The organism is Vibrio kasasachensis, assembly GCF_050337565.1.
GTDB classification, from domain to species: Bacteria; Pseudomonadota; Gammaproteobacteria; order Enterobacterales; family Vibrionaceae; genus Vibrio; species Vibrio kasasachensis.
On sequence record NZ_JAKJTB010000020.1, the window covers coordinates 52,823 to 78,632 of the forward strand.

Here is a 25,810-nt window from a genome sequence, read left to right on the forward strand (position 1 = left end):
CAACTACGGCGTCATGGAAATTATAATTCCCTTAAGGGAAAAACAAACGGAATATCAAAATGAATTTGCATGAATACCAAGCCAAACAGCTGTTTGCAGAATTCGGTTTGCCTGTACCTGAAGGCTATGCTTGTGATACACCACAAGCAGCTTTCGAAGCAGCTGGTCGTATTAGTACCGAGAAAAAAGTCGTTAAATGTCAAGTTCACGCTGGTGGTCGCGGTAAAGCGGGCGGTGTGGAACTGCATGATACAAAAGAAGGCGTGAAAGCATTTGCGCAAAAATGGCTAGGTAAAAACTTAGTTACTTACCAAACAGACGCTAATGGTCAGCCTGTCACTAAAATCTTAGTTGAAGAAGCATCTGATATTGCAAACGAGTTGTACTTGGGTGCGGTCGTTGACCGCTCAACTCGCCGCGTTGTATTTATGGCTTCAACCGAAGGCGGTGTGGAAATCGAAAAAGTGGCGGAAGAAACGCCAGAGCTTATCCACAAAGCAGCGATTGATCCTTTTGTTGGTCCTCAGGCTTATCAAGGTCGTGAACTAGCATTCAAATTAGGTCTTAAAGGCGACCAAATTAAACAGTTCGTTAAGATTTTCATTGGTCTTGCTGAGATGTTTGATCAATATGATCTCGCACTACTAGAAATCAACCCTCTAGTTGTCACCGGATCGGGTGATCTGGTCTGTCTAGATGGCAAAATTAACATCGATTCTAATGCGCTTTATCGTCAGCCAAAATTGCGCGAGATGCACGATCCGTCGCAAGAAGACGAGCGCGAAGCACATGCAGCGCAATGGGAACTAAACTACGTAGCCTTAGATGGCAGCATCGGTTGTATGGTTAATGGTGCTGGTCTAGCAATGGGTACCATGGATATCGTGAATTTGCATGGTGGTCAACCAGCTAACTTCCTTGATGTTGGCGGTGGTGCAACTAAAGAACGCGTAACAGAAGCTTTTAAGATCATTTTATCTGACAGCAATGTGAAAGCTGTTCTGGTTAATATTTTCGGCGGCATAGTACGTTGTGACCTAATTGCAGAAGGCATTATAGGCGCAGTTGAAGAAGTCGGCGTAGAAGTACCAGTTGTGGTTCGTCTTGAAGGCAACAATGCGCCGTTAGGTTCGCAAAAACTAGCTGAAAGTGGTCTAAACATTATTGCTGCAAACTCTCTAACTGAAGCAGCAGAAAAAGTAGTTGCTGCTGCGGAGGGCAAATAATGTCAGTACTAATTAATAAAGATACCAAGGTTATTTGTCAGGGCTTTACGGGTGGTCAGGGTACTTTCCACTCAGAGCAAGCTATAGCTTACGGTACGCAAATGGTTGGTGGTGTTTCTCCGGGTAAAGGCGGTCAAAAACACCTTGGTCTACCAGTATTTAATACGGTTCGTGAGGCGGTAGAACTGACAGGTGCTACTGCATCGGTTATCTATGTACCAGCGCCTTTCTGTAAGGATGCAATTCTGGAAGCGATTGATGCGGGTATCAAGCTTATCGTGACTATCACTGAAGGCATTCCAACGCTTGATCTACTTGACGTTAAAGTGCGTTTAGATGAAGCGGGCGTTGTGATGATTGGTCCGAACTGTCCGGGGGTTATTACTCCAGACGAATGTAAGATTGGTATCATGCCTGGTCATATTCACCAGAAGGGTCGCGTTGGTATCGTATCTCGTTCAGGCACGCTGACTTATGAAGCGGTTAAGCAAACGACAGACGAAGGTTTTGGTCAATCAACTTGTGTTGGTATCGGCGGCGATCCAATTCCAGGTTCAAACTTCATTGATATTCTTAAGCTGTTTCAAGACGATCCAGAAACAGAAGCGATTGTCATGATCGGCGAGATCGGTGGTACAGCGGAAGAAGAAGCGGCGGCATTTATTAAAGATAACGTGACTAAGCCAGTTGTTTCTTACATTGCAGGTGTAACAGCACCTCCTGGTAAACGCATGGGTCATGCTGGTGCGATTATCTCAGGTGGCAAAGGCACTGCTGAAGATAAGTTTGCCGCGCTAGAAGCTGCTGGTGTGAAAACCGTTAAGTCTCTTGCTGATATCGGCAAAGCTCTACGTGAAGTAACCGGCTGGTAAACTTACATAGAACTAGAAATTATTAAAAGGCTTGGTTGAATAACCAAGCCTTTTTTTTAGGTCGAAATACGTATACCCGATTAATTTCGATATGCTTAGTTAAGCAAGAGTTGTCTATAGCAATTTGGCTTCTAATTGTTCGATACGCAATGTTAGCTCTGCAACCTGTTTTTCTAATTGGCTTACCTTATTATCAACTTGAACATCAGGTTTACTAATTTCAACTTTTGGTACGCGTTGGCTGTTTTTCCAGCTTTTAATTGTAGTGATAAGCGCTGGCATGGGAACCGGAAATTTCAAGCGTGATTTGACTAACGCAACGGTAGGCTCTTTTCCCTCGCGAACCAGCTGTTCAATCGCTTGCTCAAGTTCTTGGCTAACATCTTTGGTAAGCATTGTCTTTCCTTGTCTTAGGCACTGTATAAAACGGTGGATGATGCTATTTTACGGACTTACTTTGCATTAAGCGAATAGAAAAAATAGTGATGACATGTAAGATATTCGCCATTGAAATTGTGAGAAATCACTTATGTTATAAATCCGTACTACTAGTTTCAGGTGCTAAATATTTGAAATATTGACCATTGATTATTGATTGTTCATTTGTCGCAATATGTAAAATGCGTGTCGGATCATTGTTTGATTTGTAATTTAGTTTACATTGTGCATTCAAAAAGTGGCAAATAAAGCTAGCAGTCAAAGTAGGATCGCTTTGAACTCGTTAAGCACGCCAAGTGCAAAGGAATTAGTTTTTAATGGAAGATAGAAGGACAAGATAGGTAATCGACTTACCATAGAAAATCCTGCCACCAGACACTAAGTGTCAGACTACCTCCAATCAAAAAACTAGACTAGTTACAGTTATATCCAAGCATCTTGGGATTACTTGGGTATATAACGCTTTATCTTTACGTTGGCTAACGTATCGGCTTACACATTTTAATTTGAGAAGTGAAAGCTTCATTCAAATTTGCTGAAAGCAAGGAAGATTTGTGACCATCGCAACTCGACGCGTAATATTAGTGCCATATAACGAGTCTTTATTATCGGATTTTGTGGTCCTCAATTGTTGTGTGAAAAACCGTGCTCAGATGAACGGTCCCTACACAGTCGCCAAAGCTAGATTAGTCTTTGATCGTATTTTGAGTGATCATACTCTGTACGCACGCGCGGTACTTGATAGCCGAACTCGTGAATACATCGGGCATATATTTATAAGTGATCTTCAATCTGTCCCTGAACTGGGTTATTTGTTTGATAAAGCTTATTGGGGAAAAGGCATTGCTAGCGAAGCATTAGGAGCTTTCTTTAACAAAGTGCTTAGAGATTTGTCACTAAAAACGGTGAGGGCAACGTCGAACGTCGATCATGCTGCATCGATTAGGTTGCTAGAAAAACTTGGCTTTGTAAAAAAAGGTCTCAATAGCGATAGCCACGGACCTTTTTTTGAATACGAATTTACATCCGATGCGGTGGTAGATGAAAGTGAATTACTCGAAACCCTATCATAATGAGTTCACCTTGGTAGCAATCATCACCGAGTGATGAAAACTCAAATTGATAGATTGTATGCCAACGCCAGGTACCGTCCGGCGTTTTTATCTTATGTGCTTTCAACGCGGTACTGACTAACTGTAAATCGAGTTGCTCGCATTTCCGCTGGATAGCAACTTTAGCTAACTCTGACTGTCTTCTTTGCTGCCAAAACAACATACAGACAATGCAGAGAAATAAAATGGCAAACAAATCAGTGAACATATCCATCGCTCGCTACTGTGGTCATTAAGCTTTCGTCGCTTTCTGTAAATTAATCAGTGCCGTTGCTAGTTCTTCAGAAGGTGAAGAATGCAGTAAAGGCAGTAGCACCATGCGCAATTCAGGAAGCATCACCAAATCGGAAAATAGTTGGTTAAAAAGGTTCTGGTTGCCTGTTTGTGCTAATCGTAATAAAAACACCTCTGCAATTTTGCTATCGGCAAGCAAGTGCCAACTGCGCCCTGCAATACCAATGAGAACTTCTTGATGGCTTAAGCGTGGGCTTTCCAGTACTTGTTTTAATAAAGGCAGCGAGAGCGCACTATCTGCGCCAGAAAGGGCGCGAGTTAGTGCTGAAAGCAAAAACAAATCGGGCTCTTTATGGTCAATTTGCGCTTGGGTCAGTTCGGCGATACGTTGCGCTAATTTTTCTGGTAAAACAATATGTTCCAGAGCGCCTAATGTGGCATAGAGCGGCTCATTGGGCAAATGAGGAAGAGCTTTACGCAGCTCGACACCATTTTGTTCTGAACCCAGTCGAGCACAGATATCCGTGATCCCTTGTAAGCCTACCGTTTGCCAATTGTTCCAACCTAGCCCACCTTTGAAGTAATGTTGTGCATGCTCGTAGTATTGACTGGACGGTAGGTTGAGTTCGGCACGGATCTGGCTATGGAAAACCGACATTTTGTCTTCGGTTGGTTTATAAGTATATGGGTTGTTAGCCAGTTTCTGTTGTTGAACTTCGCTCATCTCTTGATTTAAGCGAGTCCCCATAGCTTCAACCACAAACTTGATAAAGTTACCTACATCTGCTTGTTTTAACAGACCTCGTTCATCCAGTTCAAATTTTAAGAACCAAATCCAAGGTTGCTTGGTTTCATTCCAATAAGCGATCGCCAAATGGGCATGGCGCTGCAGTGGGAACGGGTAGGGTTGTTGGCCTTTTTCAATTTGTTGAAAGGTTTGGTTATCGATATTCTTAATGCGACGTCCAAGATCAAAGATCTTAAATTGACAATCGCTATTGTGTAGTAACTCACTGAGAGTATGAATGGTTTCCATGGGAGACTTTTCCTAACTTTCTTTCCCTTATAAATGGTACTCTATAGGTTAATTTCAAGGTCATCGACAAAGATAAATGAAACATGATATTCCGCTCAAGGTTTTACTTGATGAGCTAGAACAGCAACTTCGTGATACCAAGCTATGGCAGGATACCCCCCCTTTACCTCAATTACTGACAAGTGAACAACCTTTCGCGTTAGACACTTTGGAGCCTCAGCAATGGCTACAGTGGATTTTTTTACCGCGTATGCGCATGTTAATCGAGGCAAAAAAAACATTACCTAAAGGGTTTGCTATTGCACCGTATTTTGATGAATGCTGGCAGCATAAAAAAGAGTTATCTACGTTACTGGTGGTTATTCGCCAAATTGATCAAGAGGGCGCATAAGTGTTAGAAATCGTTTATCAGGATGAGTATTTTGTTGCGGTGAATAAACCGGCAGGAATGTTAGTGCATCGAAGTTGGTTGGATAAGCATGAGACGCAATTTGTCATGCAAACTTTGCGTGATCAAATAGGTCAGCACGTCTTTCCGTTACACCGATTAGATAGACCAACATCAGGTGTATTGATTTTTGCACTATCAAGTCAAACTGCATCTCAAGCAATGCCAATGTTTGCTAATCACGAAATGAAGAAAACGTACCATGCGATAGTTCGTGGTTGGATAGAAGAAGGTGCAACGCTTGATTACCCATTGAAAGTGGAGTTGGATAAAATTGCCGATAAGTTTGCGAGCACGGAAAAAGAAGCTCAAGAAGCGGTGACGGATTATCAGCCCCTTGCCCAAGTAGAAGTGCCACTCTCGACAGGGCGATTTCCGACGACCCGTTACTGTTTGATGGAACTTAGCCCACATACAGGTCGAAAACACCAACTGCGTCGTCATATGGCACACCTGCGCCACCCTATCGTGGGCGATACTACTCATGGTGATGGAAAGCACAATAAACTGTTTCGCGATGTCTATGACTCACACAGGCTACTTCTACATGCCACCAGTTTAGAGTTTGTTCACCCATTTAGCGGTGAAACTATCATCATTAAAGCGGGTTTTGATGAAACATGGCACAAGCTCTGTCAGGAGTTTAGCTGGCAAACACCACAAATTTAAAACAACAAAGCCCTCATTTGAGGGCTTTGTTGTATTTACTTAGCGAGTCTAAGTGTCACTCGATTGAAGTGCTATTTGCTTAGGTAATCTCGAATAGACTGTTCAATACCTTTTGCATCTAGCCCTAGTTCTTCATAAAGCTGCTCTTGTGTCCCTTGCGCAATGAAGCGATCAGGTAAACCAAGGTTAAGCACTGGTTTTAGCACTTTCTCTTGCATCATAAATTCAATCACTCCGGCACCAGCGCCGCCAGCGATTGCGTTCTCTTCAATAGTGACGAGAACATCATGATCAATGACCAACTGTTTAATTAGCGCATGATCGAGCGGTTTGGCGAAACGCATATCGGCGACAGTGGCGTTAAGTGCTTCGGCAGCTTCTAGTACACTTGGCATAAAGGTGCCGAAGTTTAGAATAGCGACCTTTTCGCCTTGGCGAATCATGCGACCTTTACCAATCTCTAATGCGGTAAAATCTTGCTCAATAGCTGTCCCCATGCCGCTACCACGGGGGTAACGCACAGCACTAGGACCAGTATGCTTGTGACCAGTGTAAAGCATTTGGCGACATTCATTTTCGTCACTTGGTGTCATGATCACCATGTTTGGAATACAGCGCATAAAGCTGATATCAAACGCACCTTGATGAGTTTGACCATCGGCACCAACTAAACCAGCTCGATCGATAGCAAACATCACAGGTAAATCCATGATGGCAACATCGTGGATTAATTGATCGTATCCGCGTTGCAAGAAAGTAGAGTATATCGCCACAATCGGGCTATTACCCGCAATTGCCATACCTGTTGCTAGCGTAACAGCGTGTTGCTCAGCGATCGCAACATCAAAATATTGCTGTGGGAATTCTTTAGAAAAACGCACCATGCCGGAGCCCTCGCGCATGGCAGGGGTTATGGCCATTAGCTTCGGATCTTGGGCGGCCATGTCACACAGAAAATCACCAAATATTTTTGAGAAAGTTGGCTTGTTACTGCTGCTTTTTGGCAAACTTGAATGGCTTGGGTCAAACTTAGGCACGCCGTGATAGCCAATCGGATCTTTCTCCGCTGGCTCATAACCTTTGCCTTTCTTGGTCATGATATGCAGGAACTGTGGACCTTTAAGTTCACGCATGTTTTTTAGCGTTTTTACCAACTCATTAACATCATGACCATCGACAGGTCCAATATAGTTAAAACCCAGTTCTTCGAATAACGTTCCTGGTATGACCATGCCTTTCAGGTGTTCTTCGGTGCGTTTTACCAACTCTTTAATCGGTGGAACACCGGAAAGTACGCGCTTGCCGCCTTCACGAATAGACGTGTAGAAATTCCCTGAAAGTAGCTGTGCAAGGTGGTTGTTCAATGCCCCCACGTTTTCAGAAATAGACATTTCGTTGTCGTTAAGAATCACTAACATATCTGAGTGAATATCACCGGCATGGTTCATCGCTTCAAAAGCGATACCAGCAGTGATAGCACCATCGCCGATCACGCTGACCACTTTACGGTTCTTATTCTCTTTGTGAGCACTAATAGCCATGCCCAAAGCGGCGCTAATCGAAGTAGATGAGTGACCGACAGAAAGCGTGTCGTACTCGCTTTCTCCACGCCATGGAAATGGGTGCAAGCCATCTTTCTGACGAATCGTTGGCATTTGTTCACGTCGACCCGTTAAAATTTTATGCGGGTAAGCTTGATGACCTACATCCCAAATAAGTTGATCAAACGGAGTGTTATAGACGTAATGAAGCGCCACGGTTAATTCAACCGTGCCCAATCCTGAAGCCAAGTGCCCACTCGACTGGCTTACAGAATTTAATAAGTAAGTGCGTAACTCATCACATAGCTTTGGTAGCACATCCTTAGGAAGGCTACGCAATTCTACTGGTGTATCCGCCAGTGCTAGTGTTGGGTACTTTGAAATATCAAGAGTCATAATTTTGCGCGCTTATAGTGTTAATTTTTGCGCTCGACGACGTATCGGGCGAACTCTTCCAATAACTCGGTATTGTATGGTATTGCATCTAGTGCTTGAAGCGCTTCCTGTAGCAGGTTATTCGCTTTATCTATCGCTCCCTGTAAGCCTAGCAGAGCAGGGTAAGTACTTTTATTCAACTCTTGGTCTGAGCCTTGAGGCTTGCCTAAGGTTTCGGTATCACTAACGATATCGAGAATGTCATCTTGTACTTGGAACGCCAATCCAATGGCATCGGCGTATCTATCCAATAACGGCATGACATCAATGGCCTTTTCGCCAGCGGCTAATGCTCCCAGTTGGATTGCGCATTTCATTAATGCACCGGTTTTGTTGCGATGGATTTCTTCAAGCTCTTCGAGCCCAATCAAGCGGTTTTCAGCTTGTAGATCGAGTGCTTGCCCCATACACATTCCAGCGGCACCAGACGCTTGCGCGAGCGATTTTACCATTTTAATACGTAACGGCTCAGCGTTTGGATTTAGTTTACCATCAGCAAGAATTGTAAACGCGAGCGTCTGCAATGAGTCGCCAGTTAGTATTGCTGTCGCTTCATCAAATTTGATGTGGCAAGTCATTTGCCCTCGACGAAGTTCATCGTCGTCCATTGCTGGTAAATCATCATGAATTAGAGAATAAGCGTGGATGCACTCAACTGCAGATGCAGGAGTATCAAGATCCTCTATCTTACAACCCAACATTTGACCTGTGATATAAACCAGAAAAGGTCGTGCACGCTTACCGCCGAGCAATAGCCCGTAACGCATAGCATCCACAAGAGGTTGATTTTGATGAGGAAGCTGGCTTAGCCACCATTCTAGTTGTTGACTATTTCGTTGCTGGAACGAGTTTAATGCCTCAAGCATAGAGCGATCTTCTAACAATATTATTCAGGCTGTTGGGTAAATTCAGCAAGTGGAGCGTCATCGTCGTTTTGCATTAATATGCTTACACGCTGCTCCGCGTCACTGAGCTTAGTTTGACCAGCACGAGCTAAAGATATGCCACGTTCGAACTTTTTCAGTGCTTCATCTAACGCTAAATCACCATTTTCAAGATCTTCAACAATCGAATCTAACTCACCAATGGTTGCTTCAAAGGTCATATTTTCGGGTTTCTTGCTCGCCATAATTTTTCTAGTTTTGGAAAGATGCACGAAAGTTACCCTAGAGGCTAATGATGGTCAAATTTAACCGAGCATATTTGTTAGAAAAATTGAGTTGGAACGGGGGGAATCGACAACGTGGGTTCAAATTTTGTTGAGTGAGATAGCGATTGATTAGCGCACTTCACGATCATCAAGTAACGAGAATGGAAACCGATTTAGATATATTGTGAGTGTGGTACCAATAAAAAGCTAAAGATTCACCGAGCCTGCCGATATAATTCCAGAGATAGAGTAATAGGTTAGCATGAGGAGTGCGTGTGGATTTAGCAACGCTAATAGGACTCATTGGCGGTTTCGCTTTCGTTATCATGGCTATGCTGTTAGGCGGAAGCATTATGATGTTCGTCGACGTTACGTCGATTCTAATCGTAATTGGTGGTTCTTCATTTATTGTGTTGATGAAGTTCACAGCTGGGCAATTTTTTGGTGCGGCCAAGATTGCTGGCAAAGCTTTCATGTTTAAAACGGATGAGCCTGAAGATCTTATCGCTAAAGTTGTTGAGATGGCAGATGCGGCACGTAAAGGTGGCTTCTTGGCTCTCGAAGAGATGGAAATTACTAATAGCTTCATGCAAAAAGGCATTGATTTACTGGTCGATGGGCATGATGCTGACGTTGTACGCTCAGCTCTACAAAAAGATATTGCATTGACTGACGAACGTCATGAGAAAGGTACCAGCGTATTTAAAGCCTATGGTGATGTAGCCCCTGCGATGGGGATGATCGGCACCTTGGTTGGTTTGGTTGCTATGCTATCAAACATGGATGACCCGAAATCAATTGGTCCTGCAATGGCGGTTGCGTTGTTGACCACGCTATATGGGGCAGTTTTATCGAACATGGTTTTCTTCCCTATCGCAGATAAACTGTCTTTACGCCGAGAACAAGAAAAACTCAACCGTCGTTTGATCATGGACGGAGTGCTTGCCATTCAAGATGGGCAAAACCCGCGTGTTATTGATAGCTACTTGAAGAATTACCTTAATGAAGGTAAGCGTTCGCTCGATATCGATAACAATTAAGGGGCGACTATGGATGATGATAACGAATGTAAATGTCCGCCCCCTGGCGCGCCCTTGTGGATGACGACATTTTCAGACTTGATGACACTTCTGATGTGTTTTTTCGTGTTATTGCTTTCTTTTTCGGAAATGGACGTACTGAAATTTAAGCAAATAGCGGGCTCAATGAAGTTCGCTTTTGGTGTGCAAAATAGATTAGAAGTCAAAGATATACCTAAGGGCACCAGTATTATCGCACAAGAGTTTCGTCCTGGACGCCCAGAGCCTACTCCGATTGATGTCATCATGCAGCAAACGATCGATATTACTCAGCAAACGCTAGAATTTCATGAAGGTGAGTCAGATCGAGCTGGTGGTACCCAAAGGGATGAAGGTAAGTTGACCGGCGGGCAATCCCCAGAAACGTCAACGAAGAATAATCAGAATTCCGAAACAGACAAAGATCAGCAGCAATCTGCTCAGGCGTCACAAGAGATGGAGACGCTGACGGAAAATATTAAGAAAGCCCTTACACGAGAAATCGAGCAAGGTGCGATAGAGGTAGAAAATTTAGGTCAACAGATCGTTATTCGTATTCGAGAGCAAGGTGCGTTTCCTGCCGGTTCTGCGTTCTTACAGCCCAAATTTAGACCGCTTGTTCGCCAAGTTGCTGACTTAGTTAAAGATGTACCGGGAATTGTTCGTGTGTCAGGTCATACTGATAATCAACGATTAGATTCAGAGCTTTATCGTTCTAACTGGGATCTTTCGGCGCAACGCGCAGTATCAGTGGCGCAAGAGATGGAGAAGGTTCGCGGTTTCTCTCATCAAAGATTGCGAGTTAGAGGTATGGCGGATACTGAACCGCTTGGACCAAATGACACAGAGTTGCAGCGTTCCCGTAACCGGCGCGTTGAAATTAGCATAATGCAGGGAGAGCCTTTTTATAGCGAAACGATCCCCGCAACGCAGAATTAAATGCGCAAAATGGGCACACTAAAAAGACGAGCGTAACGCTCGTCTTTTTTATGGACTTTTCATCGTGTATAATCTTGCGCCCTAAAGGTCCTCTGTGAAATGGTAGCCAAACTAACCGCCACAGTAGTGATGATTGCGAAAACTGTTAACCAGTGAAGTGAAGTATGAAATTTATTGTAAAGCCCCATCCGGAAATTTTTGTAAAAAGTGAGTCGGTGCGCAAGCGCTTCACAAAGATTCTTGAGTGTAACATTCGCAACATTATCAAGCTTCGTACCGAGTCTGTAGCGGTATTTAACCGTCGCGACCATATTGAAGTAACATCAGAGAGTGACCAATACCACGCTGAGGTATTAGAGATCCTAACGCACACGCCGGGGATCCATCATACATTGGAAGTTAAGCAATCTGATTTTACGGACCTACATCATATTTATGAGCAAGTGCTCGAGTTAAGCGGTTCATTGATTGTTGATAAAACGTTTGTAGTGCGTGCTAAACGTCGTGGTAAGCATGACTTCACTTCTATCGAACTAGAGCGTTATGTTGGTGGCGGTTTGAACCAGGCGGTTGAAACCGCACGTGTTAAACTGCACAAGCCTGACGTAACCATTAACGTCGAAGTCTCAAACGACAAACTTAACCAAGTTCTTGCTCGTCACAAAGGTCTTGGTGGTTTCCCTCTAGGGACACAAGAAGATGTACTCAGCCTGATTTCAGGTGGCTTCGACTCTGGTGTTTCAAGTTACCTCCATATCAAGCGTGGTTCTAAAGTACATTATTGTTTCTTTAACTTAGGTGGACCTGCGCACGAAATTGGTGTTAAGCAAGTATCACATTACCTATGGAATAAATACGGTTCTTCAGCAAAAGTACGCTTTATCTCGGTCGACTTTGAGCCAGTCGTGGCTGAAATATTAGAAAAAGTCGATGATGGTCAAATGGGCGTGGTTCTTAAACGTATGTTTATGCGTGCCGCGGGTCAGATAGCAGAGAAATTTGGTATCCAAGCTTTGGTCACGGGTGAGGCTCTTGGTCAAGTATCCAGCCAAACACTGACAAATTTACGTCATATCGACAACGTGACAGACACACTGATTCTACGTCCACTTATTAACTGGGACAAAGAAGATATCATTGACGTAGCACGTAAGATTGGAACTGAAGATTTCGCGAAAATCATGCCTGAATATTGTGGTGTGATTTCTAAGAAGCCAACTGTAAAAGCGGTCAAAGGCAAATTAGAAGCGGAAGAAGCCAATTTTGATTTCTCGATTCTCGATCAAGTTGTTAGCGATGCCCGTCAAATGGATATTCGTGATATTGCAAAAGAGTCGGAAAAAGCGGCACCAGAAGTTGAGCAAGTTCAAGCGGTAGAAGAGCACGCGATTGTGCTTGATATCCGTAGCCCAGATGAAGAAGACGAGAGTCCGCTGGAAATTGAAGGCGTGGAAGTGAAACACCTGCCATTCTACAAACTAGCGACTCAGTTCGGTGATCTAGACCAGAGCCAAACTTACTTATTGTATTGTGACCGTGGTGTGATGAGCCGTTTGCAAGCGCTTTACCTACAAGAGCAAGGTTTTGCTAATGTTAAGGTTTACCGTCCATAGATTGGTGTTAAGCGCCAAGCAATGTGATTAGATAGAAAGCAGGCTCTCTCGAGTCTGCTTTTTTTATGTCTCACGTACAAAATACAAATATTGGGCAATAAAAAAACACCGCCATTTAGGCGGTGCTATAAAATTTGACAGACAGGTCAAAATAAATACAGAAAGTATAAGTTTTGCTTCTAGGATTGATAAAGCAAAACTTTGGTAGAAGACTACCGAACTCGAAGTACGAGTTTGCAAACACAACATCGCAACAACAAAACCAATTGGTTGAAAACCAAGCCGTTCAGGTCTGTATTGCTGAATGAAATATAGAATTTCTCTGGTCGTCAGGCAATGGACATTTTATAATGTTTCAGATAAAAAAAACTAATCCAATACATTGAGGGCTCCCAATGTCCAGAAGACTACCGCCTTTGAACTCATTGAAGGTATTTGAAGCTGCCGCTCGACACCTGAGTTTCACTCGAGCAGCAGAAGAGTTATTTGTGACTCAGGCCGCAGTTAGCCATCAAATCAAAGCGTTAGAAGAATTTCTTGGTTTAAAGCTGTTTCGTCGTCGCAACCGTTCTTTGCTATTAACCGAGGAAGGGCAAAGCTATTTCCTCGATATAAAGGACATCTTTACTTCACTATCAGAGGCAACAGATAAAGTATTAGAACGCAGTGAAAAAGGTGCGCTAACGATTAGTTTATCGCCAAGTTTTGCGATTCAATGGCTAGTGCCGCGCTTAGCTGACTTCAATCAGCAAGAGCCTGATATTGATGTTCGTATCAAAGCCGTCGATATTGAAGAAGGTTCTCTAACCGATGATGTCGATGTCGCTATCTACTATGGTAGAGGAAATTGGCCAGGTCTGCGCGCAGACAAGTTATACCAAGAATTCCTAATCCCACTTTGTTCTCCTTCGCTATTACTCGGGCCTAAACCACTCGCTGAATTGAGTGATTTAAACAATCATACTTTGCTGCATGACACCTCACGTAAAGATTGGAAGCACTTTGCTAAATTTCATGGCATTGAAGGCGTGAATCTTAATCATGGTCCTATTTTTAGCCATTCAACTATGGTTCTACAGGCTGCGGCACACGGACAAGGGGTTGCCTTGGGAAATAACGTGTTAGCGCAACCAGAGCTTGAAGCCGGACGTTTGATCGCTCCTTTTGATGAAGTATTGCAAACTAAGAACGCTTTCTATGTTGTTTGCCATGAAAAACAGGCAGAGATGGGGCGTATCGCAACGTTTCGAGATTGGATGTTAGCCAAAGCTCAGAGTGAGCAAGAGGAGTTGCTGGAAGATGACGAGTAACAGCCTCATCGACGGTGAAAATAACACGCCACTGTTTGTGTTTGCCCATGGGGCTGGTGCTGATATGGATCATAGCTTCATGCAACAGGTTACTAAGGGGCTGGTAGCAAAAGGCATCAAAGTTGTACGGTTTAACTTTCCTTATATGGTTAAACGAGCCGAAGATGGCAAAAGGCGCCCACCAGATAGAGCGCCGAAGTTACTCGAAGCATTTGAAGAGATAATAGCTGCATATACGGAGAAACCAATCGTGATTGGTGGTAAATCGATGGGAGGGCGGATGGCGAGCCTGCTGGGTGAGAACTCATTGGTCTCCGGAATTGCTTGCTTAGGTTTTCCATTTCATCCACCAGGTAAACCTGAAAAATACAAAGGTGAGCACTTAGCTAGCTTGGTAAAGCCATGTTTGATCGTGCAAGGTGAGCGAGACACATTTGGTAAGCGAGAAGAATTTTCTGATTTTGCGCTTTCAGATAGCGTGAAAACAGTGTTCATACCTGATGGCGATCATAGTTTTAAGCCGCGGAAAAGCTCCGGCTATACCGAGGCGCAAAACATTGCGTTGGTGATAGAAGCGCTGACACATTTTATCTTTGAGGTGAATCATGAGAGCAAATAATTTGATCGCGTTTGGTGGCATTCTTGCTGGTGTTGGTGTCGCATTGGGCGCCTTCGCTTCTCATGGTTTGAAGAAGATTTTGTCACCTTATTTACTCGATGTATTTTCCATTGCCGTTCAATATCAGTTTATTCATGCCACTGCTATTATCCTTTGTGGCATGCTGCTATTAATGAAACTTGGCACAAAAGCACAAAAGTATTTTTTCATCTCGGCAATTTGCTTTATTATCGGCATCTTTTGTTTTAGCGGCAGTCTCTACGCCTTAGCGCTAACGGGCGTGAAATGGTTTGGACCTATCACGCCACTTGGTGGCATGACCTTTATGGTCGGCTGGGCATTGTTCGTTTATGCAGCACTACAGATCAAAAGAGGTGAGTAAGTGAAACAACTGATGCTTTATTGCCGTTCGGGCTTTGAAAAAGAGTGTGCAGGTGAGATTCAAGACCGTGCTTCGGCGCTGGAAGTGTTTGGTTTTCCACGTTTACAAAAGAACTCTGGTTACGTGCTGTTTGAGTGCTACCAGAATGGTGATGCACAAAAGCTGGTTAAAGGGCTAGATTTCAATTCGTTGATTTTTGCACGCCAAATGTTTGCTGTGGCAACGGAAGTGACGGATCTACCACGTGAAGATCGTATTTCACCAATTCTTTCTGAATTGAGTGAGAGCGATAATATGCCTATGTGTGGTGACTTGCGCATTGAAACGCCAGATACTAATGAAGCGAAAGAGCTTTTAAAATTCTGCCGTAAATTTACCGTGCCGATGCGCCAAGCATTGCGTGGTAAAGGTGTGCTGATGAATAAAGAACATGCGAAAAAGCCAGTACTACATATCTGCTTTGTTGCTCCAGGGCATTGCTACATTGGTTACTCGCTGCCAAGCAACAGCTCGCAATTCTTCATGGGTATTCCGCGTCTAAAATTCCCTGCTGATGCTCCAAGCCGTTCAACATTGAAGCTGGAAGAAGCATTTCACGTGTTTATTCCACGCAGTGAGTGGGATGAGCGTTTGGCTTCGGGTATGTGGTGCGTTGATCTCGGCGCTTGTCCGGGTGGTTGGACGTATCAATTGGTCAAACGTTCTATGTTTGTCCATGCAGTAGACAACGGCATGATGGCGGAAAGCCTGATGGACACAGGTCAAGTTAAACACCATCAAAAGGATGGCTTTAAGTTTGAGCCAGAGCGTAAAAACGTGACTTGGATAGTGTGCGATATGATCGAAAAACCATCGCGCGTTGCACAGCTTATGGGTGAGTGGATCATCAGTGGTTGGGCTAAAGAGGCAATCTTTAACCTTAAACTTCCGATGAAAGGTCGTTACGATGAAGTACTTCAAGATATTGAAAACTTGAAGGTCTTCTTAAAAGATAATAACGTGCACTTTAGGCTTCAAGCAAAACATCTCTATCATGACCGTGAAGAAATTACGGTGCACCTACAGTGCTTATCGAACATCTCACCGCACTAATTTGTGCGCACTTAAATTGAAAAGCTCCCAATGGGAGCTTTTTTTGTATATTGGTTTATTGATTTGGACCGTTATAGCGTAAGTCTTGTAGGTTAAAGCCCAATTCAATATCCGTTTTTAACGCGGCTACTTGTTTGCAAATTCTTGCCATCTCGATATGTTGGTCTAGTTTTTTTCGATATTTAGTTGGCAGCTCGTCGCTGAGATACGCTTGCTCAATATCACTGAATTGCGTCAATATTTCTTTCGCAGCTTTAGGACCGACACCGGTAACGCCGGGCACTTGGCTAGAACTGATCCCCGCTAAGCCCCAGAAATCACCTAACTGAGTTGGCTTTACGCCAAACTTCTCTTCAATAAAGGGCTCATCAAGCCAGCGATGTTGAAAGTAATCGCGAATCTGCAAAGTGGGTGAGAGCAATTGGCAATAGCCCTTGTCGGTTGAGATTATAGTTACCTTCTCATTGTGGCTTGCTACCTTGATTGCCAATGTTGCAACTAAATCGTCAGCTTCATCGCCTTCAGATAACAATGAATCAATTCCCAGTTTCCACCAAGCATCTTGTATGGCATCTAAGCCATTCAGTAACGCTTCAGGCATTGGCTTGCGGTTTTGTTTATATTCAGGGAGGATTTCAGCGCGCCAACCACGCTCTTGTAAGTGGTGATCAAATACAGCGATGATATGGGTGGGCTTTGATTCGTTAATAATACGAGTCAGAGTGCGTCCGGTGGTGTCTATCGTTCTGGCGATATCGTTCGCATCGGGTTGTACTGAATGCACACGCCGAATCAAGTTTAAAGCATCGATGATAACAAGATGAATAGACATAAAGGTATAAAAAATAAGGACCACAGGCCCTTATTGTAATTGAACTAAATTGGAAAGTCAGTGAATGCACTTATTTCGTTTCAGACACTATTTTGTAGCAAGGTACATAATCAGTGTCACCAGGAAGTTTCATGCGGTGTTGGTTAACAAAGTCTTTTAACAGCCGGTCCATTTTTTTCATCAAATCAGCATCGCCATCTAAAACAAACGGTCCTTTACGCTCAATTTCGCGAATACCTTCCGCTTTAACATTACCGGCCACAATACCTGAGAATGCTTGTCTCAGTGCGGCTGCCAAGTTCTCTGGACGTTGGTTAAGGTGTAAGTCTAAGCTTGCCATTGCATCATGAGTGGGGTCGAAGGGCAGTTGGAATTCTGGCTCAATTTTAAGTGACCAGTTGAAGCTATAAGCATCGCCTGTATCTTTACGGTGTTGGCGGACTTGGTCCATGCTTTGTTTCATTATGCGTGCAACTTGCTCTGGATCATCAACCACAATTTGATAATGCTTTTGCGCCGCTTCACCCAGTGTGTCGCCGATAAACTGGTCGATAGAGCGGAAGTAAGCTTCACTTTCTTTTGGACCAGTTAATACGATTGGCAATGGCTGCTCAGCATTTTCTGGATGCATCATTATGCCGAGGATATAGAGTAATTCTTCTGCTGTGCCCGGACCGCCAGGGAAGATCACAATGCCATGCGCCATGCGTACAAATGCTTCTAGGCGTTTTTCAATGTCTGGCATGATAACAAGTTCGTTAACGATAGGGTTTGGTGGCTCGGCAGCAATAATTGATGGCTCGGTTAACCCTAAGTAACGTTGATCTGTATAGCGTTGCTTCGCATGACCAATTGCCGCACCTTTCATTGGTCCTTCCATTGCACCAGGACCACAGCCTGTACAAATATTTAGTTCACGCAGACCAAGTTCATGACCAACTAAGCGTGTGTATTGATATTCGCTTTCATTGATGGAGTGTCCACCCCAGCAGACCACTAAATTAGGTTCAATACCAGGGGTCAACGCACTGGCATTGCGCAGAATACCGAACACAAGATTAGTAATATGCGTAGCGTTGGTCAGGTTTAAACGTTGATTATCAGCTAAGTGCATATTGACGTAGACGATGTCACGCAATACGGCAAACAGATGCTCTTGAATACCTTTGATTATATGACCATCAACGAAAGCATGTTCAGGTGGATTAGTCAGTTCGAGTTTAATGCCACGTTCGCGACGCATTACATTTACATCAAACGATTTGTGTTTTTCTAACAGCTCTTTCGAGTTGTCAGTGTGGCTACCTGAGTTTAAAACTGCGAGGGTACAATTACGATAGAGTTGGTAAAGATCACTAGACGCAGTTTTCTTAAGGCGCTCAACTTCTAGTTGAGATAGCAAATCCATACTACCCGCAGGGCTGATGTGGGTGATCATGGTGACCTCCTTGGCTATTTTATGGCAGCTTAATCTTATACGTAGAGCTAGCCATTATTGTTTTTATTTTTATAGCGCAGAACCTTTAGCCACTAGCTTAATCGGTTTGCATTTCCCATTTGGTGTTGGGCTCGCATCAGTTGCTCAAATCCATATTACTAAGCAATTGATATCTTTAAACCTATCACATATTGGCAAAAATAAAAAAGCCGCTTAGTTATTATCCTAAGCGGCTTACTAGATTATGAGTCTATTTCCAAAGGATTTGCTCTGGACCAATACCTTTGGCTTCTCTTAGCATCACTCGTAGGCGATCAAGTACTTCTTCTGGGGTATCTGAATCTTTAAAGTAAGTACTGACAGCTGTTGCCGTGATAGTGATGTTTTGTTCACGGAACTTGAATGGCAATTGTGAGATTTGTTTTTGAATGACTTTAATCAGCTCGTAGCTTTCCGGATCTGCTCGCTCTGGAAGTAGGACAATAAATTCTTCACCAGTGAAACGCGCAATCGTATCCATGTCGCTAAGTTCTGACTTGATGTTACGTGCGATGATTTTAAGAGCCTTATCACCGGCGGTATAACCAAAGCTATCATTGAGCGCTTTGAAGTTGTCGATATCGAACTTAACTACTCGCAAGCTATGCTGGTTGCGAATCCAGCGGCGGTATTCAACTTCTAAACGCTCGTTAAAGGCTGAACGGTTGTAAACTTTAGTCAGTGGGTCTTGTTGCATACGCTCTGCTTGATCATCAAGCCTGCGTCGATAATCTTGTGTTGTTTCATACAAAGATTCTAATTGGCAGTGATTGAATTTCATTCTCTCAAGCAATGACTTCTCTCTTTCTTCGGCGTGTTTTAATCGCTCATTGAGTGAATAAAGTTGGTCGAATAGAGGCGAAAGGTTGTTTTGTGCATCTTCTAGCGACTGAGATTGAGACAAAACAGTCTGACCATTAGAGAGCAAGACACTGAGTTCTTTGCCATGTTCGATACGCTGTTCATAGTAACTCTCACTTTGGTCTGAGATTTGAGCTGAGCTTTTGAGTGAGTTGGAAAGGGAATCATTAACTTGAGCCAAAAACTGCTGTGATGTTTTGCGCTCATAGTGAGTGCCTTGAATCACCAGTTTTAAGATATGTAACGTATCTTCAAGTAAAGAATGGGTGTTCACTCCAAGCAATAACTTAGCGCGGATATCGTTAAGAAGCTCACCAGATTCTCCAGTGAAATCTAATTCCGTGATTAAGTGTTGCAGTTCGTCACTGAGTTGATGTAAGAGATCTTTGTCTGTCTCGTTGGACAAAATCACAGAAGTTGAATCTGGATTTGAGATTAGTATTTTGACTGAGCGCTCATAAATCGCGAGCAATTTCATTGCTTGCTCAGTTCGGGAGTCGTGGTGACTGGCACAAAAACTCAGCAAATCGCGAAGGTCGCGTTTGATTTTTGAGGGGATGCCGGCGACGCGAAGCAGCGTTTCACCCGCATGTTTTATTTGCGAATCTAGCTGTTGTTTGTGCGAATCCATAACCACTGTATGTTGTTTAATTAAACGTTCTAATACCAATAATTTCGGTATCAATGCACTAATATCTTTCTGTTTCTCAATTGCAAATTTAAGCTCTAGGAGCTCTGTTCGCAGATTTGGGTTATCACTAATACACGCACTACTTAATGAAGTTACCACGCGTTGCAATACCTGAATCTCTCGTTTGAACTTGAAAGAAGTATCTCTTTGCGTCAATCGAGCTTGTTCCAATTGAGATTTCAGATTGTGAAGCTGAGACTGAATATCTTTTTCGAGCACGCCCATGTAACTATATTCTTTATTATAATTAGACCAGAATAGTCCTATTAATTAATTTATTGATAATAACAAATAAATCCATAACGTCACGGTCTGTTGGCTATGAACACGTTAAAACTAGTCATCTTTTAAGATTTTTTTGAGGCTCTCCTCATTATTGAATGATGAATGAACTTTAATTAACCCTTGGTTGATGGAATGTTTACAAGCTTTTCGAACGTTACCGGTGGCTAAACTCGCCGCAGGGGCATTTTCTATTGCCTTCAGATACACCCAGTGGCTAGAGTGATCTTCAAGACTTAATGTGCGTGCTGCACCTGTAGCCATTAGTAAAATGTCCATTAGTTCTTTGTCATTTAGTGCGGTATAGGCGCGAGGCAAAAATGGATAATCAACCATACCCATTCGTACTACTCGGTTTAACTTGTGCTGCGGTTTGAATTCTTCTACCCATTGCTGAATCTTATCGATCAACACATTGGGAGCGCTATTTCTATCGCTATTCGGCTCAATATAGAGCAAGTTTGCGTCAGAGAAGTGATATAGGCGTGCAGGGGAAACCACTTTGGTTCTCATATACTCGCCGAATTCCTTTTCGAGAGCTAGCCCTTCACAGTACCCATGCTGCATATGTAGGTTACGTAAAAAGGGTACATCGACCATCACAAATCGAAGTCGGTCATTTAACGGTTCATGTATAAGTTCACCTACTGACCATTTTTCAAACTGATCGCTGCTCGCTTCGAGAGATGCAGGAAGTTTGGCATTGAGCATTCTCAAGTTACGTAAACCGGATCGCGAATGGGTAAATAGATTCTGATTGAGTTTATCTATTTCTTCTTTACGCAATCGCATTATGTGTCCGCGTCGTAACAGAAAGATGAAAAGCAATGAAGCGATGAGAAACATTGCAAAAGCAATTCTTTGGAATTTTCGATATTCCGTTTGGGTGTACTCCAACTCTTGCTGCTGAGCCGTCAAATGGAGATTACGTTCAACAAAGTCTTTTTGCTGACGGAATGCATCTTCACTAATAAGATCAAGCTGTTGTTGTTCTATGTTGGAAAGTTCGCTGTAGTGCTTCAAATACTGCAATGCGGTTTTGTAGTCTTTATTGAGTTCATAGCCACGGTTCATCAATCGATAGGCGTTCTTTTGTGCACTAATATTTTCAATTTCCTGCGCTATTTCTAACGCTTTTCTTGCGTTATCTATGGTTTCGTGTCCCAAACCTTTTTTCGCTGCAAGCCCTGCTCTAAGTAGGTAAGCATAAGCTCTTAATTTTGGCGCCTCGGCATACAGTAGCAGCTCTTCAGCGCGCTCTAAGTATTGCTCGGCTAGGGGATAATTAACCAAATTAAGGTAGGTGGCAGAAAGTGCTATACGTACGTCAATCTCGTTTACAATATTCTTGATAGTACGCTCATGATCCATAGCGTTGAAATATTGGACCAGTGCCAAGTTGTACTTACCTTGTAGGTAATAACTGTCACCCATGAGTTTTAAGACCGCTGGTAGAACCGGTGACTCTTCGTAGTTGTCGTAAAAATCAGCAGCTTGAGATAAATGATTGTTCGCTTTATCTAACACTTTGCGATCATAGAACAATTGCCCAAGGCGATAATTCACTTTACCGAGCAATGCGCGTGAGTCTTCTTCAATCGATTTCCAATAAGCAATTAGAAACTCGGAAAGCGCTTTATTGTATTGTTTATGAGCAAGTAAGTGTTCACCAACCGTAATATGGTGATTGATTACAATGTAAGAGGAGTTTACGTTATCAATGTATGGTTTAACTTGTGAAAACAGCTGATTGGCGAGATTTAACTCACCTTCTTTGGAGGCGATTTCAGCTTTGAGCATGGTCATTTTGTATTTTAGACCTTTTGCCAGCTGCTCTGGGTTCTCGATGTGTTTGTAGGCATCATCAACTTTGTGCAGTTGCTCTCTCGCCAATATACCGTCACCGCTAAACTGCCACTGTAAGCGAATTTGATGCAGTTGGACATCAAGCCCTAAATAAGGAAGTTCATACACATCTGTGAGTGTTTTGGCTTCGGCTAGATGCTTTAGAGCTGCTTTGGGATTACCGAGGTTGAACTCTGCATTAGCTAAAATACTCAATGCGTCGATGGTGGCACCAGGCGTGCGTATATGGCTATCTGCTTCATCTCGAGAGATGGCGGAAGGGCTTTTTTCTGAGTTGCCAGACAACTTGCGCAAGGAAAGGTAATTAGTCGCAAGTTGACGGGCTTGTTTTGGCACTATGTCGACAAGACTATTCGCCTCATTGAGGGTTGGCGAAGTATAAACAGGATTTGCCATCGTGTGACTTGATAGTATTAGCACGATTAAACAGAGCCAACGTTCCCAGAGCAATTTTAGCATCCTTAGCTTTTTCCTTATTGACGAGCCATGCGTTGATTGTGGTTTGGTTGCTCTTGTTCAGTGGTTCGATAAGGGTTGATATCCAATCCACCACGACGAGTGTAACGAGCATAAACCGTTAACTTTTTCGGTTGGCAATACTTCATAATGTCTGTAAAAACCCGTTCTACACATTGCTCGTGGAACTCATTGTGCTCACGAAACGAGACGATATAGCGTAACAGAGCTTCGCGATTGATTTTTTGACCTTGGTATTGAATCTCGATACTCCCCCAGTCTGGTTGATTAGTGATTAAGCAGTTAGACTTCAGAAGATGGCTATGTAGCGCTTCTTCAACCACTATTTCCTTATTGCTTGCACCTTCCAGTAGGCTGGCATCAAAATCGTAGCTTGTGATTTCGATGTCTTGATCATCAATGCATTCACCGTTCATGGTGACAATCAGTGAATCGGTATAGTCGACAACTGAACGTAGAATTACCGAGACAGCTTCCCCTGCGCAAGCAGATAGGTCTTCAGTTAAGGTGCGTTCAACGTCGTCCCACTGAGAAAACCGGCTTTGATTCAGGCTGTTTAGATAAAGTTTGAATGACTTAGATTCAATCAAATTGGCACTGGTCGCGGGAATGCACACGTCACCCACTGCAACTTGTGGTAGGCCTTTTTCATTCAACCAAGACAACTCATATAACGTCCAGAGGTCACAACCGTTGAAGGGAAGAGTATCACCTAGTTCGAGGTCGTTACGGTTTAGGCTGCGTGGTACAGGTTGAAGTAGTGAAGGATCGTATTGGCTTGCGTACTCAGTCTTTTGACCCAGTGTTAGCCCTGCTAGTTCTTTAGCGTTTGAATATTTGCTCATATTTTTAATAGATTTCGATTAGAATATTGGGAATTTTACGCAATCTCGTACTCAGTGTCATTAACGCAACTACCCTGGAGACTCGAATGGCTGATAATGCCTTGCAAGCCCTACGCACATTTAGCGAAAAATACCGTTCCCAACATCAAAATAAGCACGGCTGCTTGCCTTTGAGTGAAGATTTAGCTGAATTGGTTTCTCCTTGCGTTGAACATAAACGCGAAGATGGTGTGGAGTGGCAAGCTTATCCTCGAGAACAGTTTGCTGATTTTAGCAATGTGGAAAACGGTATCGAGTTGGTATTGCATGAGGACATTAAAACATTCTATGGTGCGCAATACAGTGCGGATATGGACGCAACATGGAATGGCAATGGGTTGTCACTATTGCAGGTATGGAATGATGATGACTTTGTGCTTTTGCAAGAGAATATCCTTGGTCATTTAGTTGCCCAGCGTCGACTGAAATTGAAGCCGACTGTGTTCATTGCAGCGACTGATGCAGAGTTAGATGTGATCTCTATTTGTAATCTTACTGGTAATGTTGTGCTTGAACGTCTTGGCACTGATAAACGAGATGTGCTTGCAGAGAGTGTTGCGGAATTTTTAACCAATCTTGAGCCTGCGGTGTAATTATGTACGTTGTAGAACTGCAATTTGAATGTTTTGATAACACCACGGTTAGTGCGGTTGATAAAGCGATTAATGGCTTGATGGATGCGTTGCGTTATAACGGGCAAGTACTAGGCAGAGAATTCCCCATCGTAATGGGAGAGGGAGAGTTTTACGTCCGTGTCGTGTGTCCTGAAAAGGAAAGTTTGCACCCGAAATATCGCTCTGATTTTGTTAAAGTATGTATTGACCGTTTAGCAGATGCTTGCTTGCTTGCGCCCAAAGTTCGCTTATTGGGGCGCGATCTAAATTCAGAACAAGCGGCTGAAGAAGAGACTCCAAGCTGGCAAGTACTCTATACTACTTATGTCCACACATGCTCGCCGCTTCGCAGTGGTGAAACTTTATTGCCAATCCCGCTTTATCGTAACCCGCCAACATTGAATGGTGATCACAAGGCTGTGGTGAAGTGGCAAACGGAATGGCAGGCGTGCGATGAGCTACAAATGGCGGGAGGCTGTCGCGCAGAGCATGCTGCACTGCATGAGATTTGTGACACTGATAGTGTGCTGTTCCGCCGTGGCTGGGATTTGCGTGGGCGAATGGAGTATTTAACTAAAATTCCAACCTACTATTATCAATATCGTGTTGGTGGTAAAAGTCTTGTTGAAGAGCAAGCGCGTAAGTGCCCCAAATGTGGTGGTGAATGGCGACTTGATGCACCACTGCATGATGTTTTCTACTTTAAGTGTGATGACTGCAGAATCGTTTCCAACATCTCTTGGGACCATATCAAGTAACTGAATGGTATTGATGTTCTCAATAGAACAGACCTGCTACTCCGGCGGGTCTTTTTTTTCTGAATCTTGAGAGTTTTGCTCGTTTGATGCTGGTGTTTGTTTCTTCGTCTGCCTCATTTTCATATTGGCGGTGTACTTGAGTGCGGTGATATTGCCGATGATGACCGCCAGTACGATAGCAATAATCACCCAAGGATTGGTTAGTAAGTCCATCATACTTCTCCGCTAATGTTACTGATAAATTGATTGTAGATCTTATTGAGCTGCTTTAGCACGATTTCATTGCCTAAAACGGGCGATAAACACAGACGTTGTTTGAGCTGTTTGACACTGAGTTGTTTTAGGCAATGGCTGGCGGTTGAACTATGACTAATATGCCAAGGCTCGGGAGCGACACCACCTAAATCTTCCGCATAGGGAAAGAAGAAACCATGTTGAGATAGGTTGCTCTTAAGCCACAGGTAAAATTTGGTTTGATGCCCGTCTAAATATTCCCAAGGTTCCAGTTGTAAGCTTGTCTCTAGTGGTAACGAATCACGATCAAATACATCAAAATCACAGCCCCAATGGTGTCGGCTTGCTCCCGGCAAAGCCGACCAACGTAAGATTGCATGGATCTTCTGTTCTGTGGAAAGTGTGCTGGCATCTAATGGTTGACTGTCGCTATCCAAGATGGCGCTATTGCCTGCCATCTTGTTATTCCAAATCATCTTTTGACGTTCAAAATCACGAAAGCCACTGGCGATATTGAGATTAAACCCCGCTTGAGCAGCTGCGTGTTTTAAATTCAGCAAATCTGCTTTCACCTCTGGATGCACTAAGAATGTCTTTTGACCAAACAGAAGCTCGACCAAATGATCGCTAGTTATTCCACAGAGCTGCTCAGGCGTCATG

At 43.4% G+C, this 25,810-nt stretch carries 27 protein-coding genes; 14 read left to right on the forward strand and 13 right to left on the reverse strand.

The window, feature by feature from the left end; translation table 11 throughout:
- The first annotated feature begins 59 nt into the window (after positions 1-59).
- Positions 60-1,226 carry an ADP-forming succinate--CoA ligase subunit beta gene (sucC, locus tag L4C38_RS16510; protein ID WP_428798655.1) on the forward strand — a complete coding sequence of 389 codons (1,167 nt, stop codon included), beginning with the start codon at positions 60-62 and terminating at the stop codon, positions 1,224-1,226.
- Positions 1,226-2,098, forward strand: coding sequence for a succinate--CoA ligase subunit alpha (gene sucD / locus L4C38_RS16515; RefSeq protein WP_428798656.1), 873 nt, complete (start codon positions 1,226-1,228; stop codon positions 2,096-2,098). The genes sucC and sucD overlap by 1 nt, the downstream gene beginning before the upstream one ends.
- Positions 2,099-2,212: 114 nt before the next feature.
- Here sucD and L4C38_RS16520 read toward each other — a convergent pair whose 3' ends face one another.
- A complete protein-coding gene (locus tag L4C38_RS16520) occupies positions 2,213-2,494 on the reverse strand; it encodes a hypothetical protein (protein WP_428798657.1) in 282 nt (93 codons plus the stop codon).
- A 596-nt stretch (positions 2,495-3,090) separates the two neighbouring features.
- Here L4C38_RS16520 and L4C38_RS16525 point away from each other — a divergent pair.
- Positions 3,091-3,609 (forward strand): GNAT family N-acetyltransferase, encoded by a 519-nt coding sequence (locus tag L4C38_RS16525; RefSeq protein ID WP_428798658.1) that lies wholly within the window; start codon positions 3,091-3,093, stop codon positions 3,607-3,609.
- Here L4C38_RS16525 and L4C38_RS16530 read toward each other — a convergent pair.
- Both L4C38_RS16530 and L4C38_RS16535 read right to left on the reverse strand, forming a co-directional pair.
- Positions 3,557-3,856, reverse strand: a complete 300-nt coding sequence (locus L4C38_RS16530; RefSeq protein WP_428798735.1) for a DUF3301 domain-containing protein — start codon at positions 3,854-3,856, stop codon at positions 3,557-3,559. The two genes, L4C38_RS16525 and L4C38_RS16530, sit on opposite strands and share 53 nt — an antisense overlap.
- Before the next feature lie 24 nt (positions 3,857-3,880).
- Positions 3,881-4,918: a DUF3549 family protein gene (locus tag L4C38_RS16535; RefSeq protein WP_428798659.1), complete on the reverse strand. Its 1,038-nt coding sequence runs from the start codon at positions 4,916-4,918 to the stop codon at positions 3,881-3,883.
- A gap of 76 nt (positions 4,919-4,994) precedes the next feature.
- On the opposite strand from L4C38_RS16535, the gene L4C38_RS16540 reads away from it, so the two are divergent.
- Together L4C38_RS16540 and truC are read left to right on the forward strand one after the other, a co-directional pair.
- On the forward strand, positions 4,995-5,309 hold the full coding sequence (locus tag L4C38_RS16540; protein WP_428798660.1) for a YqcC family protein: 315 nt from the start codon (positions 4,995-4,997) through the stop codon (positions 5,307-5,309).
- Positions 5,310-6,035: a tRNA pseudouridine(65) synthase TruC gene (gene truC / locus L4C38_RS16545; RefSeq protein ID WP_428798661.1), complete on the forward strand. Its 726-nt coding sequence runs from the start codon at positions 5,310-5,312 to the stop codon at positions 6,033-6,035.
- 71 nt (positions 6,036-6,106) lie between these two features.
- Here truC and dxs read toward each other — a convergent pair whose 3' ends face one another.
- The 3 genes from dxs to xseB are packed head-to-tail and all read right to left on the reverse strand — an operon-like array spanning position 6,107 to position 9,140.
- Positions 6,107-7,972 carry a 1-deoxy-D-xylulose-5-phosphate synthase gene (gene dxs, locus L4C38_RS16550; RefSeq protein WP_428798662.1) on the reverse strand — a complete coding sequence of 622 codons (1,866 nt, stop codon included), beginning with the start codon at positions 7,970-7,972 and terminating at the stop codon, positions 6,107-6,109.
- A 20-nt stretch (positions 7,973-7,992) separates the two neighbouring features.
- Positions 7,993-8,877, reverse strand: a complete 885-nt coding sequence (gene ispA, locus L4C38_RS16555) for a (2E,6E)-farnesyl diphosphate synthase (protein ID WP_428798663.1) — start codon at positions 8,875-8,877, stop codon at positions 7,993-7,995.
- Between the two features lie 20 nt (positions 8,878-8,897).
- Positions 8,898-9,140, reverse strand: coding sequence for an exodeoxyribonuclease VII small subunit (gene xseB, locus L4C38_RS16560; RefSeq protein ID WP_428798664.1), 243 nt, complete (start codon positions 9,138-9,140; stop codon positions 8,898-8,900).
- A gap of 296 nt (positions 9,141-9,436) precedes the next feature.
- Between xseB and pomA the strand changes: the two genes are divergently transcribed.
- The 7 genes from pomA (at position 9,437) to rlmM (ending at position 16,174) form a co-directional block, all read left to right on the forward strand.
- The gene (gene pomA / locus L4C38_RS16565) at positions 9,437-10,201 is read left to right on the forward strand and encodes a flagellar motor protein PomA (protein WP_428798665.1); all 765 of its coding nucleotides are present in this window, start codon (positions 9,437-9,439) and stop codon (positions 10,199-10,201) included.
- A gap of 9 nt (positions 10,202-10,210) precedes the next feature.
- Positions 10,211-11,158, forward strand: coding sequence for a flagellar motor protein MotB (locus L4C38_RS16570; RefSeq protein WP_428798666.1), 948 nt, complete (start codon positions 10,211-10,213; stop codon positions 11,156-11,158).
- A 164-nt stretch (positions 11,159-11,322) separates the two neighbouring features.
- Positions 11,323-12,771 (forward strand): tRNA uracil 4-sulfurtransferase ThiI, encoded by a 1,449-nt coding sequence (thiI, locus tag L4C38_RS16575; protein WP_428798667.1) that lies wholly within the window; start codon positions 11,323-11,325, stop codon positions 12,769-12,771.
- Positions 12,772-13,166: 395 nt separating this feature from the next.
- A complete protein-coding gene (locus tag L4C38_RS16580) occupies positions 13,167-14,081 on the forward strand; it encodes a transcriptional regulator GcvA (RefSeq protein ID WP_428798668.1) in 915 nt (304 codons plus the stop codon).
- The gene (locus L4C38_RS16585; RefSeq protein WP_428798669.1) at positions 14,071-14,700 is read left to right on the forward strand and encodes an alpha/beta family hydrolase; all 630 of its coding nucleotides are present in this window, start codon (positions 14,071-14,073) and stop codon (positions 14,698-14,700) included. Before L4C38_RS16580 ends, L4C38_RS16585 begins: the two co-directional genes overlap by 11 nt.
- Positions 14,687-15,082 (forward strand): DUF423 domain-containing protein, encoded by a 396-nt coding sequence (locus tag L4C38_RS16590; protein ID WP_428798670.1) that lies wholly within the window; start codon positions 14,687-14,689, stop codon positions 15,080-15,082. Before L4C38_RS16585 ends, L4C38_RS16590 begins: the two co-directional genes overlap by 14 nt.
- Complete coding sequence (gene rlmM / locus L4C38_RS16595; protein ID WP_428798671.1) at positions 15,083-16,174, forward strand: 23S rRNA (cytidine(2498)-2'-O)-methyltransferase RlmM; 1,092 nt, start codon at positions 15,083-15,085, stop codon at positions 16,172-16,174.
- Between the two features lie 55 nt (positions 16,175-16,229).
- On the opposite strand, the gene xni is transcribed toward rlmM, so the two are convergent.
- From xni to queF, 5 genes are all read right to left on the reverse strand, one after another.
- Positions 16,230-17,006, reverse strand: coding sequence for a flap endonuclease Xni (gene xni, locus L4C38_RS16600; RefSeq protein ID WP_428798672.1), 777 nt, complete (start codon positions 17,004-17,006; stop codon positions 16,230-16,232).
- A 70-nt stretch (positions 17,007-17,076) separates the two neighbouring features.
- On the reverse strand, positions 17,077-18,444 hold the full coding sequence (ppnN, locus tag L4C38_RS16605; RefSeq protein ID WP_428798673.1) for a nucleotide 5'-monophosphate nucleosidase PpnN: 1,368 nt from the start codon (positions 18,442-18,444) through the stop codon (positions 17,077-17,079).
- 250 nt (positions 18,445-18,694) lie between these two features.
- Complete coding sequence (locus L4C38_RS16610) at positions 18,695-20,260, reverse strand: GGDEF domain-containing protein (RefSeq protein ID WP_428798674.1); 1,566 nt, start codon at positions 20,258-20,260, stop codon at positions 18,695-18,697.
- Positions 20,261-20,371: 111 nt separating this feature from the next.
- Entirely contained in the window at positions 20,372-22,642 is a 2,271-nt protein-coding gene (locus tag L4C38_RS16615; RefSeq protein WP_428798675.1) for a tetratricopeptide repeat protein, read from the reverse strand.
- 14 nt (positions 22,643-22,656) lie between these two features.
- Positions 22,657-23,505, reverse strand: a complete 849-nt coding sequence (queF, locus tag L4C38_RS16620) for an NADPH-dependent 7-cyano-7-deazaguanine reductase QueF (RefSeq protein ID WP_428798676.1) — start codon at positions 23,503-23,505, stop codon at positions 22,657-22,659.
- Positions 23,506-23,591: 86 nt separating this feature from the next.
- Between queF and syd the strand changes: the two genes are divergently transcribed.
- Together syd and L4C38_RS16630 are read left to right on the forward strand one after the other, a co-directional pair.
- Positions 23,592-24,137, forward strand: coding sequence for a SecY-interacting protein (gene syd / locus L4C38_RS16625; protein WP_428798677.1), 546 nt, complete (start codon positions 23,592-23,594; stop codon positions 24,135-24,137).
- A 2-nt stretch (positions 24,138-24,139) separates the two neighbouring features.
- Positions 24,140-24,916, forward strand: coding sequence for a Zn-ribbon-containing protein (locus tag L4C38_RS16630; protein ID WP_428798678.1), 777 nt, complete (start codon positions 24,140-24,142; stop codon positions 24,914-24,916).
- Between the two features lie 36 nt (positions 24,917-24,952).
- Here the strand turns inward: L4C38_RS16630 and L4C38_RS16635 are convergent, their stop codons facing one another.
- Both L4C38_RS16635 and L4C38_RS16640 read right to left on the reverse strand, forming a co-directional pair.
- Entirely contained in the window at positions 24,953-25,129 is a 177-nt protein-coding gene (locus L4C38_RS16635; RefSeq protein WP_428798736.1) for a DUF2897 family protein, read from the reverse strand.
- Positions 25,129-25,809: a M15 family metallopeptidase gene (locus L4C38_RS16640; RefSeq protein WP_428798737.1), complete on the reverse strand. Its 681-nt coding sequence runs from the start codon at positions 25,807-25,809 to the stop codon at positions 25,129-25,131. The genes L4C38_RS16635 and L4C38_RS16640 overlap by 1 nt, the downstream gene beginning before the upstream one ends.
- Position 25,810 lies beyond the last annotated feature (1 nt).